This window comes from Nonlabens xylanidelens (genome assembly GCF_002934445.1).
GTDB classification, from domain to species: Bacteria; Bacteroidota; Bacteroidia; order Flavobacteriales; family Flavobacteriaceae; genus Nonlabens; species Nonlabens xylanidelens.
Map to the genome: position 1 here is coordinate 493,777 of NZ_PTJE01000001.1, position 18,055 is coordinate 511,831.

Annotated in this window: 22 protein-coding genes; 12 read left to right on the forward strand and 10 right to left on the reverse strand. The window is 34.5% G+C overall.

What is annotated here, in order from left to right:
- From LY01_RS02220 to LY01_RS02235, 4 genes are all read right to left on the reverse strand, one after another.
- Positions 1-228, reverse strand: coding sequence for a hypothetical protein (locus tag LY01_RS02220; RefSeq protein ID WP_104514174.1), 228 nt, complete (start codon positions 226-228; stop codon positions 1-3).
- A gap of 24 nt (positions 229-252) precedes the next feature.
- Positions 253-483, reverse strand: coding sequence for a hypothetical protein (locus tag LY01_RS02225; protein WP_104514175.1), 231 nt, complete (start codon positions 481-483; stop codon positions 253-255).
- 39 nt (positions 484-522) lie between these two features.
- Positions 523-1,263 carry an ABC transporter ATP-binding protein gene (locus LY01_RS02230; RefSeq protein ID WP_104514176.1) on the reverse strand — a complete coding sequence of 247 codons (741 nt, stop codon included), beginning with the start codon at positions 1,261-1,263 and terminating at the stop codon, positions 523-525.
- Positions 1,264-1,337: 74 nt separating this feature from the next.
- On the reverse strand, positions 1,338-2,816 hold the full coding sequence (locus LY01_RS02235; RefSeq protein WP_104514177.1) for a DUF5687 family protein: 1,479 nt from the start codon (positions 2,814-2,816) through the stop codon (positions 1,338-1,340).
- A 91-nt stretch (positions 2,817-2,907) separates the two neighbouring features.
- Here LY01_RS02235 and LY01_RS02240 point away from each other — a divergent pair, with 91 nt between their 5' ends.
- The 3 genes from LY01_RS02240 to LY01_RS02250 all read left to right on the forward strand — a co-directional run bounded on the left by LY01_RS02240 (position 2,908) and on the right by LY01_RS02250 (position 5,387).
- Entirely contained in the window at positions 2,908-3,951 is a 1,044-nt protein-coding gene (locus tag LY01_RS02240; RefSeq protein WP_104514178.1) for a ferredoxin--NADP reductase, read from the forward strand.
- Between the two features lie 109 nt (positions 3,952-4,060).
- Positions 4,061-4,642 carry a helix-turn-helix domain-containing protein gene (locus tag LY01_RS02245; RefSeq protein ID WP_245890608.1) on the forward strand — a complete coding sequence of 194 codons (582 nt, stop codon included), beginning with the start codon at positions 4,061-4,063 and terminating at the stop codon, positions 4,640-4,642.
- 13 nt (positions 4,643-4,655) lie between these two features.
- Positions 4,656-5,387, forward strand: coding sequence for a hypothetical protein (locus LY01_RS02250; RefSeq protein ID WP_104514179.1), 732 nt, complete (start codon positions 4,656-4,658; stop codon positions 5,385-5,387).
- A gap of 160 nt (positions 5,388-5,547) precedes the next feature.
- Here the strand turns inward: LY01_RS02250 and LY01_RS02255 are convergent, their stop codons facing one another.
- The 3 genes from LY01_RS02255 to LY01_RS02265 form a co-directional block, all read right to left on the reverse strand.
- Entirely contained in the window at positions 5,548-5,928 is a 381-nt protein-coding gene (locus LY01_RS02255) for a hypothetical protein (RefSeq protein ID WP_104514180.1), read from the reverse strand.
- A gap of 57 nt (positions 5,929-5,985) precedes the next feature.
- Positions 5,986-6,639, reverse strand: a complete 654-nt coding sequence (locus LY01_RS02260; protein WP_104514181.1) for a CoA transferase subunit B — start codon at positions 6,637-6,639, stop codon at positions 5,986-5,988.
- A gap of 95 nt (positions 6,640-6,734) precedes the next feature.
- Positions 6,735-7,436, reverse strand: a complete 702-nt coding sequence (locus LY01_RS02265) for a CoA transferase subunit A (protein ID WP_104514182.1) — start codon at positions 7,434-7,436, stop codon at positions 6,735-6,737.
- A 115-nt stretch (positions 7,437-7,551) separates the two neighbouring features.
- On the opposite strand from LY01_RS02265, the gene LY01_RS02270 reads away from it, so the two are divergent.
- From LY01_RS02270 to LY01_RS02290, 5 genes are all read left to right on the forward strand, one after another.
- Positions 7,552-8,199 carry a peptidoglycan DD-metalloendopeptidase family protein gene (locus LY01_RS02270; protein WP_104514183.1) on the forward strand — a complete coding sequence of 216 codons (648 nt, stop codon included), beginning with the start codon at positions 7,552-7,554 and terminating at the stop codon, positions 8,197-8,199.
- Positions 8,199-8,600, forward strand: a complete 402-nt coding sequence (locus LY01_RS02275) for a hypothetical protein (RefSeq protein WP_104514184.1) — start codon at positions 8,199-8,201, stop codon at positions 8,598-8,600. Before LY01_RS02270 ends, LY01_RS02275 begins: the two co-directional genes overlap by 1 nt.
- Positions 8,601-8,870: 270 nt before the next feature.
- Positions 8,871-9,860, forward strand: coding sequence for a UDP-glucuronic acid decarboxylase family protein (locus tag LY01_RS02280; RefSeq protein WP_104514185.1), 990 nt, complete (start codon positions 8,871-8,873; stop codon positions 9,858-9,860).
- Entirely contained in the window at positions 9,823-11,214 is a 1,392-nt protein-coding gene (locus LY01_RS02285) for an undecaprenyl-phosphate glucose phosphotransferase (RefSeq protein ID WP_245890609.1), read from the forward strand. The genes LY01_RS02280 and LY01_RS02285 overlap by 38 nt, the downstream gene beginning before the upstream one ends.
- A complete protein-coding gene (locus LY01_RS02290) occupies positions 11,215-12,006 on the forward strand; it encodes a glycosyltransferase family 2 protein (RefSeq protein ID WP_104514186.1) in 792 nt (263 codons plus the stop codon).
- Between the two features lies 1 nt (position 12,007).
- Here LY01_RS02290 and LY01_RS02295 read toward each other — a convergent pair whose 3' ends face one another.
- Together LY01_RS02295 and LY01_RS02300 are read right to left on the reverse strand one after the other, a co-directional pair.
- On the reverse strand, positions 12,008-12,454 hold the full coding sequence (locus LY01_RS02295; RefSeq protein ID WP_104514187.1) for a hypothetical protein: 447 nt from the start codon (positions 12,452-12,454) through the stop codon (positions 12,008-12,010).
- Between the two features lie 65 nt (positions 12,455-12,519).
- Positions 12,520-13,815, reverse strand: a complete 1,296-nt coding sequence (locus LY01_RS02300; RefSeq protein ID WP_104514188.1) for a phenylacetate--CoA ligase family protein — start codon at positions 13,813-13,815, stop codon at positions 12,520-12,522.
- A 64-nt stretch (positions 13,816-13,879) separates the two neighbouring features.
- Between LY01_RS02300 and purD the strand changes: the two genes are divergently transcribed.
- Positions 13,880-15,148, forward strand: a complete 1,269-nt coding sequence (purD, locus tag LY01_RS02305) for a phosphoribosylamine--glycine ligase (RefSeq protein WP_104514189.1) — start codon at positions 13,880-13,882, stop codon at positions 15,146-15,148.
- A gap of 11 nt (positions 15,149-15,159) precedes the next feature.
- On the opposite strand, the gene LY01_RS02310 is transcribed toward purD, so the two are convergent.
- Positions 15,160-15,381, reverse strand: coding sequence for a DUF6341 family protein (locus LY01_RS02310; RefSeq protein WP_104514717.1), 222 nt, complete (start codon positions 15,379-15,381; stop codon positions 15,160-15,162).
- Positions 15,382-15,427: 46 nt separating this feature from the next.
- On the opposite strand from LY01_RS02310, the gene LY01_RS02315 reads away from it, so the two are divergent.
- Genes LY01_RS02315 through LY01_RS02325 form a run of 3 tightly spaced genes read left to right on the forward strand, consistent with a single transcriptional unit; the run spans position 15,428 to position 18,010 of the window.
- Entirely contained in the window at positions 15,428-16,324 is an 897-nt protein-coding gene (locus tag LY01_RS02315) for a hypothetical protein (RefSeq protein WP_146080357.1), read from the forward strand.
- A gap of 42 nt (positions 16,325-16,366) precedes the next feature.
- A complete protein-coding gene (locus LY01_RS02320) occupies positions 16,367-16,975 on the forward strand; it encodes a DUF4254 domain-containing protein (RefSeq protein WP_104514191.1) in 609 nt (202 codons plus the stop codon).
- A 3-nt stretch (positions 16,976-16,978) separates the two neighbouring features.
- Entirely contained in the window at positions 16,979-18,010 is a 1,032-nt protein-coding gene (locus LY01_RS02325; RefSeq protein WP_104514192.1) for a glycosyltransferase family 9 protein, read from the forward strand.
- Positions 18,011-18,055 lie beyond the last annotated feature (45 nt).

The window sequence follows — 18,055 nt, forward strand, 5'->3', positions numbered from 1 at the left end:
TTACATCTTAAACGGCTTCTTAAAAAAGATAGACTTTAAACCGTACTCTCTACCGTTTTCGGTTTCTTCTATGTGTGGTTTAGGTGCTACAACCATGGCTACACCTAATGGTATAAATGTAGTTAACATACCAGGCTCCATTAACAACATGACTATATATCTAGAAATCAAGAATAATACAGTAAACGAAATACCATAAATAAGGAATGATTTGATTTTAGGGCTCATGATAATTATTTTCTTCAAAGATACCTACATCTTCATTACCTTCTTACCAAAAAGGAATTTAAGCCCATACTCCTTGCCAGACTGTAATTGAGTAACATGAGGTCTGGGTGCAATTAACCAGGCTAATCCAAGAGGTAAAATTATCGACATCGCGTTAGGTTCTTCTATAAATTGCATCATTATAATTCTTAGTATCAGAAATGATGTAAGAAAAATAATCACGTGAATTCCTAACATTTTAAATCTTGGACTCATATTAAATTATTTAAATTAGTATTGAAATTCAACAAAGTTTTACTCTTCCTCGCTTATCGCTGCAGTAGGAGCATAACTCTCAGAGATCCCTTTAAAATAACCTTCTAACTCTGCAAAAGTTCCTGATGTTTTTACTTTATCCATCATTACTTTTCCTTTTTCTAACAACACAACTCTTTGTGCTACCTCAGTAACATGTTGTAAATCGTGACTAGAGACTAAAACAGTAGTATTAGGATCGTCAGCAAGTCCTTTAATAATTTTCTTTAAACGTATTTGAGTAGAAGGGTCCAGATTTGCAAACGGCTCATCGAGTATAACCACTTCTGGATTACCTATTAAAGAAGCTATTATTCCTACTTTCTTTTGGTTTCCTTTAGAAAGATCACGCAAGTACTTTTTCTGTCCCACGGCTTCACCATTAAAAAAGTCAGAATAAGAAGCAATCAGTGCGTCGATATCTGCTTTATTCTGCCCTCTTAATTCACCTATAAAGTAAAAATATTCTTCAGGTGTTAGATAACCTATTAAGAAACTTTCGTCTACAAAAGCGCTCGTAAAAGGTTTCCAGTCCTCGCTCTCGCTTACTTTAATATCATTGCTCAAAATATAACCAGTCGTAGGCTGGATCAAATCGAGTAGCAAAGAAAATAAAGTTGTTTTTCCTGCACCATTATTTCCTACTAGACCTATCGCTTGGCCTTTTTCGATTTTTAGCTCTTCTATATTTAGAACAGAAACGCCGTTATATACTTTTGAAAGGTTTGTTATTGAAATCATAATCTTGTTGTATTAAAAGTTGGTTATTATTCCGCTTTCGCGAAAGCGGAATCTAAACAGTCCTCACAGACCAGTTAATCCTTTTGAGCATAAGCAGCGATCGTGTCGTACTTCTCTGTTTTATAGATTTTTTCTATTAAAGTAAAGATCTTGTTTCTAAACAATAGACCCAGAACCCCTGTTACTGCAATGGCTATAAAACCATAATTAGAACCTAGTGTCTCACCAAATAAGGCATAAATACCTACCGGTAAAAGCATTTTAGGAATAATCAATAAAAAGGTTTTTGCATTAAAGGCTTTAGAATCTCCAAAAGCTTTTTTAGAACTCATTAAATCTATAGGTGTTTTTACATAAGCACCGCCTAAAAGTACTACAGAGCTATTAAAACCTATGTTATAAGCTGCACCTGCTAGAATAGCAAACCACCAGTCCCAACCAAAGTATAAATAGAAAGTAGCTAATACCGTACTTACTGCAGTTGCTATAACCATTAACCACCATTTACTCATTAAAAAATCGCGGTAAGGAATGTTTTGAGACATCATGAGTTTATAATAACTACTATCCCAAGAAGGTACTAGACCACCAAAGCTGAATAAGAATCCACCTGTTGCAAATATTCCTGCAAATACTTTTCCGTAGTTACCAAACTGACCTGACATAAAAAACAAACCATAGAAAACAATTAAGAAACCCATTATAAAAGTCATTTTGGCTCTTTTATTACGTTTTATTAATTTGATGTCATTTTTTAAATAAGTAGAAATAGAGCCAAAACGATTTAAGAAACTCAAATCTTCTGTTGTAGCTTCTTTAGCTTTAGACTTAAGTCCTGTATCTAAGTACAGTTGCTTTAAAAAATAACCGTAAGCAAAGTAAGCTAGAGATGCAGCAATTAACAATGGAATTACAAAACTCCATGGTTGATCATAAAAGAAACTGAAAACAGGTTCTGTGTGCTGTGTAATGTCATAAATCTCATATCGCTGTAGAATACCTAGTCCTACCAGAATAACTAGCATAGGATAAAAAACTTTATCCATATTATTCATGAAAATATTTAAGAAATTGATACTTAAAGTGATAAAAACGGCAGCAAGATGCCAGCTTATAACACCTACTGGATTATAACCTTGTACCAACAATACTATACTGAATGGCACAAAAAAGAAAGCTGGTAGAAGGTTAAAAAATGATAGTAGAGTTTTACCTAATGCATACTTTACAATTTTACTTTTTGAAAATGGTAAATACAGTAATGGTCTTATGTTTGCGACTGGCATCTTTTGTAACATATAACGGTAACCTAAATCTGCAGCAAACCAGTAGATAAGAAATCTATTTACTACTTGAAAAGGGTCTGTCCCTGTAATTGCACCATCTTCTATCCCGTCTTCGATTAAAAAGAAACTACCTGCCCCTACTGCTGCAAATTCTAGAATCAATAACAATGCAAAAAATCCAAGAAAGATTTTAAAGGCTAGATTCTTTTTAAAAGCTGCACTTCTAAAAAAGCTTTTCCACTCAAGGTTGATAAATTGTTTGATCATTTTGGTGTGATTTTGATTTATAAGTAATCATTTTGTTAAAAATGTTACAGCTCGATTTCCTTTATTACTTTTGCAGCTTTAAATATACCACATGATTTTTCATCATCTTACTATAAAACAAGTTACCAAAGTTACTTCTCAGGCAGTAGAGATTATATTTGATATACCTCAAGCCCTCACAGCAGATTTTAACTACATCTCTGGTCAGTACTTAACGCTCAAAGCTACCATAAATGGAGAAGAAGTACGTCGTGCTTACTCTCTATCCAGCGCGCCGCATGAAAATGATTTAAAAGTGGTTATTAAAGCAGTAGAAAAAGGTGTTTTTTCTAACTATGCCATGACATTGCGTGCAGGTGACCAGCTAGAAGTTGCTACACCAGACGGTCTTTTTATTCATGAAAAAAGTGAAACCGCTCAAAATTATTTGATGATAGCAGCAGGTAGTGGTATTACTCCTATTACTTCTATTATCAAGGAAGTACTTACGAATGAGCCAGAAAGCAAAGTGGCCTTGATTTATGGAAATCAGTCGGTAGCACAAACTATTTACTACGAGCAATTCAATGATCTTAAGGATCAATATGGAGGTCGTTTTTTCCTTAAATATTGTTTCTCTCGTGAGGAGCGCGATGAGGCATTATTCGGACGTGTGAGTAAATCTAACCTCAACTTTTTCTTGAAACAAGAGGTTGCTGATCTCACTTTTGCAAAAGCATATCTATGTGGACCAGAAGAGATGATTTCTATGGCGACAGATAATCTGGTAGAAAAAGAGGTTCTTACAAAGGAGAACATCAAGTTCGAACTTTTTGCTGCCAAAGAGAATAAAATAGAAATATCAGAAGACAGTCATTTAACTGAGCTTACGGTAATACTCGATGATGAGAAGCACACACTTACTGTAAAAAGAGACGAGATTTTACTAGATGCCATGCTTAAAAATGACATCGATGCACCGTACAGTTGTCAGGGCGGTATTTGCAGCTCTTGTATATGCCAGATAGAAGAAGGTAGTGCACAAATGGCAAAAAATGCGATCTTAACCGATAAGGAAGTTGCAGCTGGACTCTCACTAGCATGTCAAGCTTATGCAACTAGTGCAAAGGTTGTGGTGAATTTTGATGAGGTGTAATCATTTAACATAACTACCTGTTATTCAATATTTGGCATTAAATGTCACTGCTTTGTCAAGAAAGTGACAGGTGAAAATCACTTTATTTTTTAGTAAATTCAATAGGTTTATGAAAAATAAAAAACGAATGGAATTTATTGGTAATCGAATTAGTTCTTTGAGGATAGAAAAAGGAATAACTCAAGAAGAATTAGCAGAGCTTTCTAAAGTAAATCTAAGAACGATTCAACGTATAGAGAAAAACGAAACAACACCTAGAAATTCTACTTTAGAATTAATTTGTGAAGTTTTAAAGATCTCGACTTCTGACTTAATAAAAGAAAACTCAGACGATAATAATATTGTTACCATTATTACTCACTACTTCTTTTTAATCGTTTTTAATATCGCATTAATGGGAATTATAGGATTTTTAACTCTTGATCAAAATACAAATATAAATAGTCGATTTGGCGGTGTGATTACTAGTTTTTTCTTGCCTATTTGTATCGTGTTTTTCACCTCTAAAATGTCAAACGGAGAAAGACTTCTAAAGTATGGAACAGGCTACATAGCTTATTTTATTATGTGTCTCATTTCAATGGGCTTTGGTAAGGCCTGGATTACTGGAATTTACTCCATGCTATTTCCTTGTTTAATAATCTCTATTTTGACTTTATTTTACGGAGATCGATTGCTACCTAAAGATTGAATAAAAATTCAACATGAAAAACTTCTTTCTCATTACCTTTCTAATTCTTATATCAGTAAGCTGTAATAATTCTGAAAAACCAATTATTACTAAAGATGATTTGATAGGGAAGACTTTTAATTATACTACTTCAAAAGTAAATCTTCTTTTTGATTTTCAAGATTCTACATTCTGTCGTTTTGATAATCCACCAGATTGCTTTTTATGGGAAATTGTTCAAAAAGAAGGAAGTACTATTTTGTACTTACAAAGTATAACATCAGAAATGCACGGTTATTTTATTACTAGTAAAACAAATGAAACGATAACCGGCTATTCTTTGAAAAATCCTACCTATACATTTGTAATGAATGAAAGGCCTGAAAAATGGAACCGTAAGTTATTACAAGGGAAATGGATTAATGAAAACTTTCTAGATTATAATGATAATGTTCAAGATTTAGAAAAACACCCTATGTCTCTATTACCAGGTCCTAAAGGTTTAAAAGTAATATGGCCTCCATTACTAACATTTAAAAAAGACACAATATATTCTGATGTATATTTTGAAACGGTAAAATCACCTTTTAATATAAGTGGCTCAAATGAATATATAACACTAGAGTTATGGAATGAATATGGTTTTATCGACAAAGTGTGGGAAATAACAACATTAAATGATTCTGTACTCATTGTAAATCAAACATCTGAAGAAGAAATGGGTTCTTCAACTAAGAATAATGTAAGATTTGTAAAACAGAAATAACAAAGCTTTAAAATTGACATGCCAACAATATGCGTTGGCTTAGTTTAAATTCTTTATCGATAATAGAATGAAGATCAATATCTTAATTTATCGCCTTTAACCAAACATGCCAAGACAAATACTTGGCATGTTGGTTTCTAAAAAGCTGTTTTAAGCTTAGTTAAAAACCACTATTATTCAAAATCATAATGATGGTATTATTGCGATTTGCTATAAAGTCAAATTTCTCTTTAAGAACTTCGATATCTTCTTTACCGTTATTCATAAACAGTTTTATTAAAGTGTATAGCCCACCTCTTTTATTAGTTGCAAGACCACGATCATGTTCTATATATTGTTTCACTTCAGTAGGTGAGATTTGTGGTATAGAAGTCAATAATTCTTTTACAAAATCATCATTATGCTCCACGACATAGTGATGTAACATTTTTAGGTTTCTTTCATGAACAATTAAAAACTCAGAAACCGTATTTATACTATGAGTATTTTGAGCAAAATCTGCCACCATTTGAAGTGACTTTTTTAGGATATTGTAATCCATACTTATGATTTGATTCCCAAGGGTAGAATTAATTCTACCCTTGGGAAGTAAAAAGTTTTAAATACTCATCTCAGGAATATCTCCATCGATAATCAGTGTTCCTTCGGTAGCGTTTTGAATATCTTCTACGCTTACACCAGGCGCACGTTCTAAGAGTTTAAAACCTTTATCAGTTACTTCTAGAACTGCAAGATTAGTCACTACTTTATTGATACAGTTTACCCCAGTAAGAGGTAAAGAACATTTTTTAAGCAGTTTTGATGCTCCAGCGCGGTTAGTGTGCATCATGGCAACGATTATATTTTCTGCACTAGCTACAAGATCCATAGCGCCACCCATTCCTTTTACCATTTTCCCTGGTATTTTCCAGTTAGCAATGTCTCCATTTTCTGCTACTTCCATAGCTCCTAAAATAGTAAGATCCACATGCTGTCCACGTATCATCCCAAAACTTGTTGCGCTATCAAAAAAGCTTGCTCCTGGCATGGTAGTAATAGTTTGTTTACCAGCGTTAATAACGTCTGCATCTTCTTCTCCTTCAAATGGAAAAGGTCCCATTCCTAAAACACCATTCTCTGACTGAAACTCTACTTCCATTCCTTCAGGGACATAGTTTGCTACCAGTGTAGGAATTCCTATTCCTAGATTAACGTAGTAACCATTCTTTACTTCTTGTGCTATTCTCTTTGCTATTCCTATTTTATCTAACATGATTTTTTCTTTGGTAAACGTTCTCGACTATCGCTCGAACTGACATTGAATTTCCGCACTTGATGCGGAATCTGTTCTTACTTTCTCCAATTTAACTATTCTCTCTTCCTAACAGTCCTTTGCTCAATACGTTTCTCATACTTCTCACCTTGAAAAATACGCTTCACAAAAATTCCCGGAATATGAATTTCATTTGGGTCTAATTCTCCTGCAGGGACTAGTTCTTCTACCTCAGCAACAGTAATGGTTGCAGCACCACACATAACTGGATTAAAATTACGTGCTGTACCTTTAAATATTAAATTTCCTGCGGCATCACCTTTCCATGCTTTCACAAAAGCAAAATCTGCATTAAAGGCATGTTCTAGAATATGTGGTTTTCCATTAAAGTCTCGTACCTCTTTACCTTCGGCTACTTCAGTACCATAACCAGCTGGAGTAAAGAATGCAGGGATACCAGCTTGTGCAGCGCGACACCTTTCGGCTAGCGTACCTTGAGGGATAAGATCTACTTCCAGCTCTCCACTCAACATCTGTCGTTCAAACTCATCATTTTCTCCTACATAAGAAGAGATCATTTTCTTGATTTGCTTTCCTTGAAGTAATAACCCAAGTCCAAAATCGTCCACACCAGCATTATTAGAAATACAAGTCAGATTCTTTACACCAGATTTTACTAGCTGCGCGATGCTATTTTCTGGAATACCAGACAGTCCAAAACCACCTACCATTAAAGTCATATCGCTTTTAACGCCTTCCAGTGCCTCTTCCACACCTTTTACCGTTCTATTGATCATATCAAAATTCTTTGGTTTAAAAATACGGCAATTAATTGAAGATTTAAAGCGACTATCCATAACACAAGCTTTCTTATTTTGTTAAATTGCTAGCTCTTAATCAACTATTCTGCTTATGTCTTTTAAACATCTTATCGATCCTGCATACAGTAAAAGTGATTATTTCCCTATCGACCTATCGGTTAATAATACTTTTTGGAATGAGAACGATGTGAGTGACATCTCTACATTTGAAAAATATCTAGAAGAAAAGCGTACCCTAACCGGTAAATACATCGCTCATGGTGGTTATCTAGAACAACGCGCCTTATATAGAAAATCGGCTAGATTCCAGGCTGGTGTGGTACGCGACATCCATATGGGAATAGACCTTTGGGCTCCAGCTGGCACAAGCGTTCATGCTTTTATGGATGGCGTGGTACATAGTTATGCGCACAATGACGACGCAGGGAATTATGGACCTACCCTAATCTTAGAACATGATTTCAAGGGCAAGAAACTCTACACACTTTATGGACATCTCTCTATAAGTGATATGGATAAATGGGCTGTTGGATTCCGCTTTCGCGAAAGCGAGACCATAGCAACTCTAGGAAAACCAGGAGAAAACGGCGGTTATTCACCACATCTTCATTTCCAGATCATGACAGATATGCAAGATTACAAAGGTGATTTTCCAGGTGTTGCAGCGCGAGAAGAACTCGATAGGTATGATGGTGTTATTTTAGATCCTAATGAGTTTATTTTTGAAAAAATATTATAATGCTAAAGAAAGATCAGTTAAGAAAATGGAATACTATAGCAAGTGAAATTCTATACTTTGACAATAAAAGTAATAACTATAATTCAGTCAATTTTGATTTCTTGAGAGAAATAGGAATGCCATCAGAATGTTGGGAATTTTCTTTTGAAAATTTAAAAGAAAAGAACCTTAAGACAGTCAATTATCTGTGGAAATTACAAGATATTAACTACGATAATTTCTTATCAATAGGATCTAATGGATCAGGAGATCCTGTAGCTATAAATATAGCAACAGAAGAATTTATTTATTTTAATCACGATAATTTTTTTGAAGAAATATTAATTAATTCTAACCTCTCATGCTTTGCACAGTGTGTCCTTAAAATCGATTCCTTCTTAAATAATTTAATTAGAACCTAATTCAATTTTTGAAAATGAATTTACTGATCAAAGTTATGAATTACTTTTATCTGAACTTAAAGAAATAGACCCTAGGGTTTTCTCTCTTAAAACAAATCACTGGAATATTATGTTAGACAGTTTAAAATGGGAAAGAGATGAAGAACGTAAAGACAGAAAATGAATATGAATATTATTCATTAAAGCCATCGCTTTTATGATTCCAAAGAAAGCGGCATTACTACCCTTTCAATTTTGCTATCTTTACGATCTTATTCAATTATCTATTAAATGAAAAAAAGAGTTCTTATTACTGGTGCGGCTGGATTTTTAGGTTCACACCTTTGTGATCGTTTTATTAAAGAAGGTTACCGTGTGGTAGCAATGGATAACCTTATTACTGGTGATCTTAAAAATATAGAACATCTTTTCCCTCATGAAGATTTTGAATTCTATAATCACGATGTATCTAACTATGTGCATGTTGCTGGTGATGTGGATTATATCCTGCATTTTGCCAGTCCAGCAAGTCCTATTGATTATTTAAAAATACCTATCCAGACTTTAAAGGTAGGTTCTCTAGGAACGCATAATTTACTAGGTCTTGCCAAAGCTAAAAATGCACGTCTATTAATCGCTTCAACTAGTGAGATTTATGGAGATCCACTTGTGCACCCTCAAGATGAGAGTTATTATGGTAATGTAAATACTATAGGACCGCGTGGTGTTTATGATGAGGCAAAACGTTTTCAAGAATCGATGACTATGGCTTATCATAGATTTCATGGTCTAGAAACTAGAATCGTACGTATTTTTAATACTTATGGTCCTAGAATGCGACTTAACGATGGTCGTGTAATTCCTGCTTTTATGGGGCAAGCGTTGAGAGGTGAGGACATTACCGTTTTTGGTGATGGGTCACAAACCAGATCTTTTTGTTATGTAGATGACCAGGTAGAAGGAATTTATAGATTGCTACTTAGTGATTATTCTGACCCTGTAAACATAGGTAACCCTAATGAGATTACTATAGGTGATTTTGCTGAGGAAATTATATCCATGACTGGAACTGACCAGAAAGTAGTTTATAGAGATTTACCTCAAGACGATCCACTCAAAAGACGTCCAGATATTTCACTTGCAAAGAAAATTCTAGATTGGGAACCTAAGGTAGGTCGAGAAGAAGGAATGAAGTTAACTTATGATTATTTCAAATCGTTATCTACTGCAGAATTAAACAAACGTGACCACAAAGACTTTACAAAACATATCCGCAGATAGTATAGCCTATCGTAATGGCCGGTTTTCTGGTTTTATAAGACCTCTTTCTTACGTTGTAGATTTAGGTTTGATCATTCTTGCTGCGTCTTATTTTTTTGTAGAAAATTTTGACCTACTCACTTATAGCATTTTTATAGGTATCTGCTGGATTATCGTATCTATGCAACTAGACTTTTACAAGATACGCAGGAATACAAAGTTGACCACTTTACTCATGCGCCTTGCAAAGCAATCTGTCTTTTTTGGTTTTGTGGTATTTGCCTTTTTTGGTTATTACTATGATTTAAATAGAGAGTCTACTCTTATCTTTAATTATATAGCTGCCACAGTAGCTAGCATCTCTATCATTAAAATAAGTCTGTTTTTCATTCTTAAGAATTATAGAAGTGTTCTAGGTGGTAATTATAGAAATGTTGCCATACTAGGTGTAAATGAAGAAACAGAGCGTTTAAATGAGTTCTTTGAGATACATACAGATTATGGTTATCGTTCTAAAAAAGTAGTCGATGTACATTCTCCTGCGTTCTCCATAAACAGTTTTCTAGAATGGGTCGTAGAACATCAAATAGACGAGATTTTTTGCTCTGTTAAAGAGTTGAATAATGATCAACTAGTAGAACTCACTGACTTTGCAGATAATAATTTGAGAACTCTCAAATTTATACCAGACACCGAGGCTGTACTTTCTAAGCAGTTGCATTATGACTATTACGGCCTGACACCTGTGCTTTCTTTAAGAGAAATACCACTGGATGACGTCGCAAATAAATTTGGTAAAAGAGCCTTTGATATTATCTTTTCCCTATTTGTTATTCTATTTGTTATGTCCTGGTTAACACCTATAGTTGCTATCATCATAAAGTTAGAATCTAAAGGCTCTGTCTTTTTTAAACAAGCACGTAATGGACTAGATTACAAAGAGTTTACTTGTTATAAATTTAGATCTATGGTCCCTAATAAGACCGCACATTTACATCAGGTAACACGTGGTGATCTTAGAATTACTAAAATTGGAAGATTTTTACGCAAGACCAGTATAGACGAGTTGCCACAGTTCTTTAACGTACTTCTAGGAGATATGAGTGTGGTAGGACCGCGACCACATATGGTAAGCCATACACACATGTATGCAGAGCGTATCGATAAGTTTATGGTGCGTCATTTTGTGAAACCAGGCATTACGGGACTAGCACAAGTAAGTGGATATCGAGGCGAGGTAGAAACTGAAGAAGACATAAAAGGACGCGTGCGCAATGATATCTATTATATAGAAAACTGGAATATTGCTGTAGACATAAAAATCATCTTTAAAACCATTGCAAATGTTTTTAAAGGTGAAGAAAAAGCCTACTAGATGAGCCTCGTTTCTATCATAATGCCTACTTATAACAGCATGGCAACGGTTCAAGAATCTCTAGACAGCATTATATCCCAAACTCATAGACCGCTAGAAATTATTACTATAGACGACTGTAGTGTTGATGGTAGTTATGCTTTCGCGAAAGCGTATGCAGCAAAAAACTCTTCTCAAGAAATAACTTTTATTACCTTAAAGAACACCACTAATTCTGGAGCTGGAATAACACGAAACAAAGGCATAGATGCTGCAACTGGCACCTACATCGCTTTCTTAGATGCAGACGATTTATGGAAACAACATAAGCTAGAAACTCAAATTAACGCTATGAAGTCTCAAGATGCGCTAGTCTGTTATGGTGCTTATGAAATTTTTAAAACCATACCAGAAAAGCCCATAGCTATCCACAAGGTATTTGAAAAGCTAACGTATCAAAAACTACATAAAAGTAATTACCTAGGTAATCTAACCGGTATATATAACGCTGCTGTTTTAGGTAAAATAGCGGTTCCTAATTTACGTAAACGACAAGACTGGGCGATGTGGTTAGATATCGTTAAAAAAGCAGGTAGTGCCATAGGTATTCAAGAACCCATAGCTAGTTACCGTTTAGGAGATGGTTTATCCTCAAATAAACTGGACCTTATCAAGTATAACTATGCCGTGTATAGATCGCATTTGGGATATTCTACTATTAAAAGCTGCTGGATGATGTTGCGATTCTTTTATGAGCAGTTTATTGTGAAGAATAGGATGAAGGTAAAAGTCGATTTCTTAAAAAGCGAATAATTTATTGAAAAACAATAGGTAAGTTACTATTTTCAATTTTCACTATGTAAAACGGTTGTTGAACTATGTTAAATTCGTTTTCACCAAAGTTGATATTATTTACATCCACAATAATATTAGAGGTGTTTTGGAAGATATGAACTTCTAGATCGTATGCACTAGAAGGTCTCACCTCATCAAAAACAGCGATAACTGTATATGTGTTAAAATCTATAATAGTCTCTGTAAATTGATCTGATACCATATTTACAGAATCCATTGAGGCTATCAAGTTATTCCAAGTAACACTGTCAGTTATAACCCTATTTTGTTCAATAATACCTTCTTGTCCATTACCGTGTAAACTGTTTTCTGAAATTAAAGTAATTGGCACTGAAGTAGAATCATCATCAGAATTACAACTCACAAATACTATTGAGACGAATAAAAATAGAATAATCTTTTTCATTTGGTTTAGTTTACTAGTAAGATGCTGTTACATCTAATAGGTTGCGTTGAAAAAGTTTTAAAATCTTAAACCTCACTCATAAACTGTTTCAACTTGCCACGTTTACTTCTATCAAGAACCTCAAGTCTTGTAAATTTTAAGGATAATCCTGGTTCTAGATATTCATCCATGGCATTTTGAATACTCTCTTTTACAGATGTATTTATCTCACTTTTACTCACATACTGAATTTCAAAAGCATCTGGCTTTTTCTGAATGACCACAAACTCGAGAATATCTATATCTTCTTTTATGACCGTTTTAGTAACATAATAAAAAGTCAATCCTGGCACAACTTTACCGCTAGGTAGTATTGCTATATCACTAGTACGACCTTGTAGGTCTTTTAATATTCTAGTTCCATTTTCTAAAGTTTCTAAACTACCCAAATCTCCTATTTCATAACGTGTCATAGGATGTGCTAGATTATAAAGATCTGTAACTAGAATTCTACCTATCGTTCCGTCAGGAACTGGCTGGTTGTCATTATCTACTATTTCAACATACAGATTTTGCTGATTGACCTCAAAGTTTCCTTGAGTATTTTGCATAGCTATTAATCCTACTTCGCTTGCTCCATATTCATTTATAACAGGAATTCCTAGCCATTTCTCTAACAATAATCTGTCATCTGGAAAAAGCATTTCGCTTGTTACAATACAAATTTTAAGAGTTGGGCAAATATCTTTAAGAACCGTATTTTTCTGCTCGCAATACTTAGCTAGTAATACAATACTGCTCGTATAACCATTTAAGTATTCAAATTTATTTTTCTTGAACTTGTTGAGAAAGCTTTCTAGAACCGCATCATTCATATTAAAAATAGGAAAGCGCTTGCGATAGCTCACAAAATCTTTAATAAGCTCAAGATATTTTCCTTTACCGCTTAAAGGAATACCATAAAAACGAGCTTGTAAAGAAGTGTTTAAATTAATCCCATGCTGCTCATAAGCATGGTGAAATGCTGCCCAAGTCATAGCGTGTGCATACTTATTTTTACCATAAGTAAATGGGTGCCCACTAGAACCACTCGTTTTACCTTTAAAAATGTTCTTTACGGTATAACTTTTACTTAGTCGCTCGTGCAGCGGTTGTTGTAAATTACGTTTACTTAAAACAGGTAAATCTTTCCATAACACCTCTTTATTCACAACTAAACTATTGTAAAAATGATTGTTAGTAAGATGGTGTTTTACTATAGATTCTTTGCGATTTTGCAAACCTACATTACCGTTAGAAACCAAGTTATCAAACTCTTTACGAGCTGTATTGATCTCAAAACCTTGTAGTTTTAATATGTTGTCAAAAAGTTTTAGTGGCATTTTGATAAATCAAGCTATCATTGAGCAAGGTAAAACTTATTTTTGCATTCCATAAACACAACTCATGAATGTTCTCATTTTAGGAAGCGGTGGCCGCGAGCACGCTTTTGCACAATCGATTATTAAAAGTTCACTTCTTAACAAGCTATACGTAGCACCAGGAAATGCAGGTACTCATGAAATAGCAACTAATGTAGACCTGGGCATCACAGATTTTCCTGCAATAAAGAAATTTGTCCTTGATAATGATGTGACTATGATTATAGTAGGTCCAGAGGCACCACTAGTAGAAGGTGTTTATGACTATTTCCAGACAGAAGAGTTAAAACATGTAAACGTTATAGGACCTTCTAAACAAGGTGCTGTTCTAGAAGGTTCTAAAGAATTTGCCAAAGAATTCATGGAACGTAATAACGTCCCTACTGCAGCTTATAAAAGTTTTACTAAGGATAATCTTAAAGAAGGAATGTCTTTTATAGATAGTCTTAAACCTCCATATGTTCTTAAAGCAGATGGTCTTGCTGGCGGTAAAGGTGTTCTTATTATCGAGCATGCAGACGAGGCAAAAGAATCTCTAGAAGAAATGCTGGTAGGTGGCAAATTTGGTGAGGCATCTAATAAAGTCGTGATAGAAGAATTTCTAGACGGTATCGAGATGAGTGTTTTTGTAATGACAGACGGTACTTCTTATAAAGTAATGCCTACTGCAAAGGATTATAAACGTATAGGAGAAGGCGACACTGGTCTTAATACTGGTGGAATGGGCGCTGTATCTCCAGTTCCATTTGCAGACGATGTGTTGATGCAAAAAATAGAAGAACGCGTTATAAAACCTACTATTAACGGTTTTGTAAAAGAGAACATCGTTTATAAAGGATTTGTATTCATAGGTTTAATGATCGTAGATGGAGAACCAGAAGTAATTGAGTATAACGTGAGAATGGGAGACCCAGAGACAGAAGTAGTCTTACCTCGTATTTCTAGCGATTTATTGGCTCATTTACACGCTTTCGCGAAAGCGGAACTACACAAAGAAAACCTAATCCTAGATTCTAGAAGTGCGACAACAGTCATGTGTGTGGCAGGTGGATATCCAGAAGCCTATGAAAAGGGAATGGTAATATCTGGACTAGAAAATGTAGAAGACAGCATAGTCTTTCATGCCGGTACTGCTCTTAAAGATGGAAAAATAGTGACTAACGGTGGTCGCGTTATGGCGGTAACTAGTTTTGGACCTGATTTCAAACAGGCACTAAAAAAATCTTACCAAAACCTAGATAAACTAAGTTTTGATAAGATGTATTATAGAACTGATATAGGTTTTGACCTATAAAAAGTGATTTCTTATCCTAAGAAAGAGTGACCAGTTTGAGTTTTATCCTCATCCTTATCGTACTCTTTAAGTTGCTTCATCCAGTACACAAAAGCAACCACTAGGATAGCTATTGCGATCCATGATACAGTGTTTGCAAGAAACCAACTAGAGTTTTCTAGCTCTCTCAAGGCATCAAAAGGAATTAAAATAAGTTCAAATAAGCTTACTATTGCGTCTAATAAAGTTTCCATTGCTGTAAATTGCTTGTTACGACTGCAAAAATAGTTAAAAATCTCTATGCTTTCCAGTTTTTTTAAAACTAGTAAACCCATTCATTACATCATCACATTTTTGATGGTGGCAATTATGGTAGGTTATTTTGTAATAGACCATCCTTTTCTAGGTTGGAAATACATTTGGATTTCTGTTCTAGCCATGGCATCCATAGCTATTTTTCAGTTTATAACACTTAAAAATGAGCTTACTCATAACAACTCATTTTCCTTATGGATTTACAGCTGTTTACTCGTCATAGGATTAGTATACTTCTCTGATATGCAAATATTTATAGCATACACCTGTATCTTACTCGCATTAAGGAGATTGCTTAGTATGCGTACTAGAAGAGGGCTGGTTAGAAAAATATTTGATGCTTCCTTATGGGTTTCTCTAGCTACCGTATTTCACTCTTGGAGTGCATTATTCTTTATCGTTATATTTTTAAGTATCGTCATTTATGCTTTTAAAAATATTAATTATTGGACCCTACCTTTTATCGCAATTGCTTGTGTATCTATACTTACATTTACTCTAGATCAATATATAGGCACAAATTTCTTCCTTAGAATATTTAATAAATTTGATCTAAGTTTTTACTACATAAACTTTGAGATAGATGTATTATTTGCTGTTTCTTCTATAGTAAGTAGTCTAGGTCTCATCATGTCTATCGCGCTTTTATTTGGGTTTCCTAAAATATCCATAAGTGCTAGATCTCGATTTTCTGTACTAGGATTTTCTGGTATTTGCGGCTTTTTATTTTTTGTAATGAACGGTAGCGCCCTACTATTAATACCATTACTGTCTATATTTATCGCAAGAATGGTACAAGAAACCGAAAATAAGATCGTTAAAGAAAGTCTATTATGGATTCCATTTATAACTATGGTAGTTCTATTTATTCTTAGATTCTAGAGCGTTCTTAAATCTTTATATTTGCACTTTTAAAAAATGAATATGTTTTCAGATAAAGCCAATAAAATTTTTCAAACTGTTATCGATACCTATCACGTAGTGAATACGGTAGATCAAGATTTTGAAAACCCATACGACCGTAATTCTAACCTTATAGAGCATTTATTATATCGCAAGTGCTGGATAGATACTGTACAATGGCATTATGAAGACATTATCAGAGATCCACAAATAGATCCAGTTGCTGCACTTACTCTTAAACGTAAGATAGATGCTAGTAATCAAGATCGTACCGACATGGTAGAGTATGTAGATGGTTATTTTTTAGACCTTTATAGCGATGTAACGGTTAAGGATAATGCGACTATCAATACAGAGAGTCCAGCATGGGCTGTAGACCGTATGTCTATTCTTGCATTAAAAATATACCACATGAATGAAGAAGCTACTCGTACCGATGCTTCTCAAGATCACCTAGATGCTTGTAGTAAAAAACTAGACATTCTTCTAGAACAACGTGTAGATTTATCGACGGCACTAGACCAACTGTTAGAAGATATCTCTAATGGTGACAAGTATATGAAAGTCTACAAACAGATGAAAATGTATAATGATGACGAACTTAATCCAGTCCTCAGAGCTCTAAAATAAATCATGCCGCTACCTCAACGCATACTCGTCATTAGACTAAGCGCTATGGGCGATATTGCCATGTGCGTTCCTGTTTTATTAGCCTTAAAAAGAGATTATCCTAGTGTTGAGATAGTTGCGCTTTCGCGAAAGCGATTCCGTTCCATCCTAGAGCATATTCCAGACATCACGTTTATAGAAGCCGATGTAGATAATAGACACAAAGGTGTATCTGGACTCTACCGACTTTCTAAAGAAATTAAGGCTCTTAAAATAGATGCCGTAGCAGATTTTCATAATGTGCTGCGCAGTAAAATATTACGTACTTTTTTAAGAGGAATCCCTAAATCTAAAATTGATAAAGGACGCGCTGAAAAAAAGAAATTAATCAACGATCCTACTTTTTTTAAACCCTTAACACACAGTACAGAGCGCTATGCAAACGTGCTGCGTGAGTTAGGTTTTAAAGTCGAATTAAAAGGAAACGAGTTCTTACCCAAAAAAGCCGTTTTACCTCAAATTCATGATCAAATAGGTAGAAAAACATCAAAATGGGTAGGTTTTGCACCATTTGCTGCACATGAAACCAAAGCGGTAACTATAAAAAAAGCAAAGAAACTCGTAAAGGCCATCTCTCAAGATGATCAAATAACGATACTTCTATTCGGTGGTGGGAAGAAAGAACAAGAACAACTGCAAATTATAGCTGGCACCACCTCAAATGTCATTAATATGGCAGGCATTACTTCATTTGAGAACGAATTAAGCGTTATGTCTCAACTAGACGCCATGATTGCTATGGATAGTGGTAACGGCCATCTAGCAGCTTTATATGGCGTTCCTGTTATTACATTATGGGGTAACACACATCCTTATGCAGGTTTTGCTCCTTATGCACAACCAGAAGAAAATCAATTAACCGCAAATAGAGATAAATTCCCTCTAGTACCTACTTCTATTTTTGGGAATAAAGTGGTGAAAGGTTATAAAAAAGCGACTAGTTCTATTAAAGTAAAACAAGTTGTGGAACGGCTAAAGATCGTATTAGAGTCTTAATATTCAACAATCGCTGAGAATTTTCCAAGAGATTCTGCTATGCAG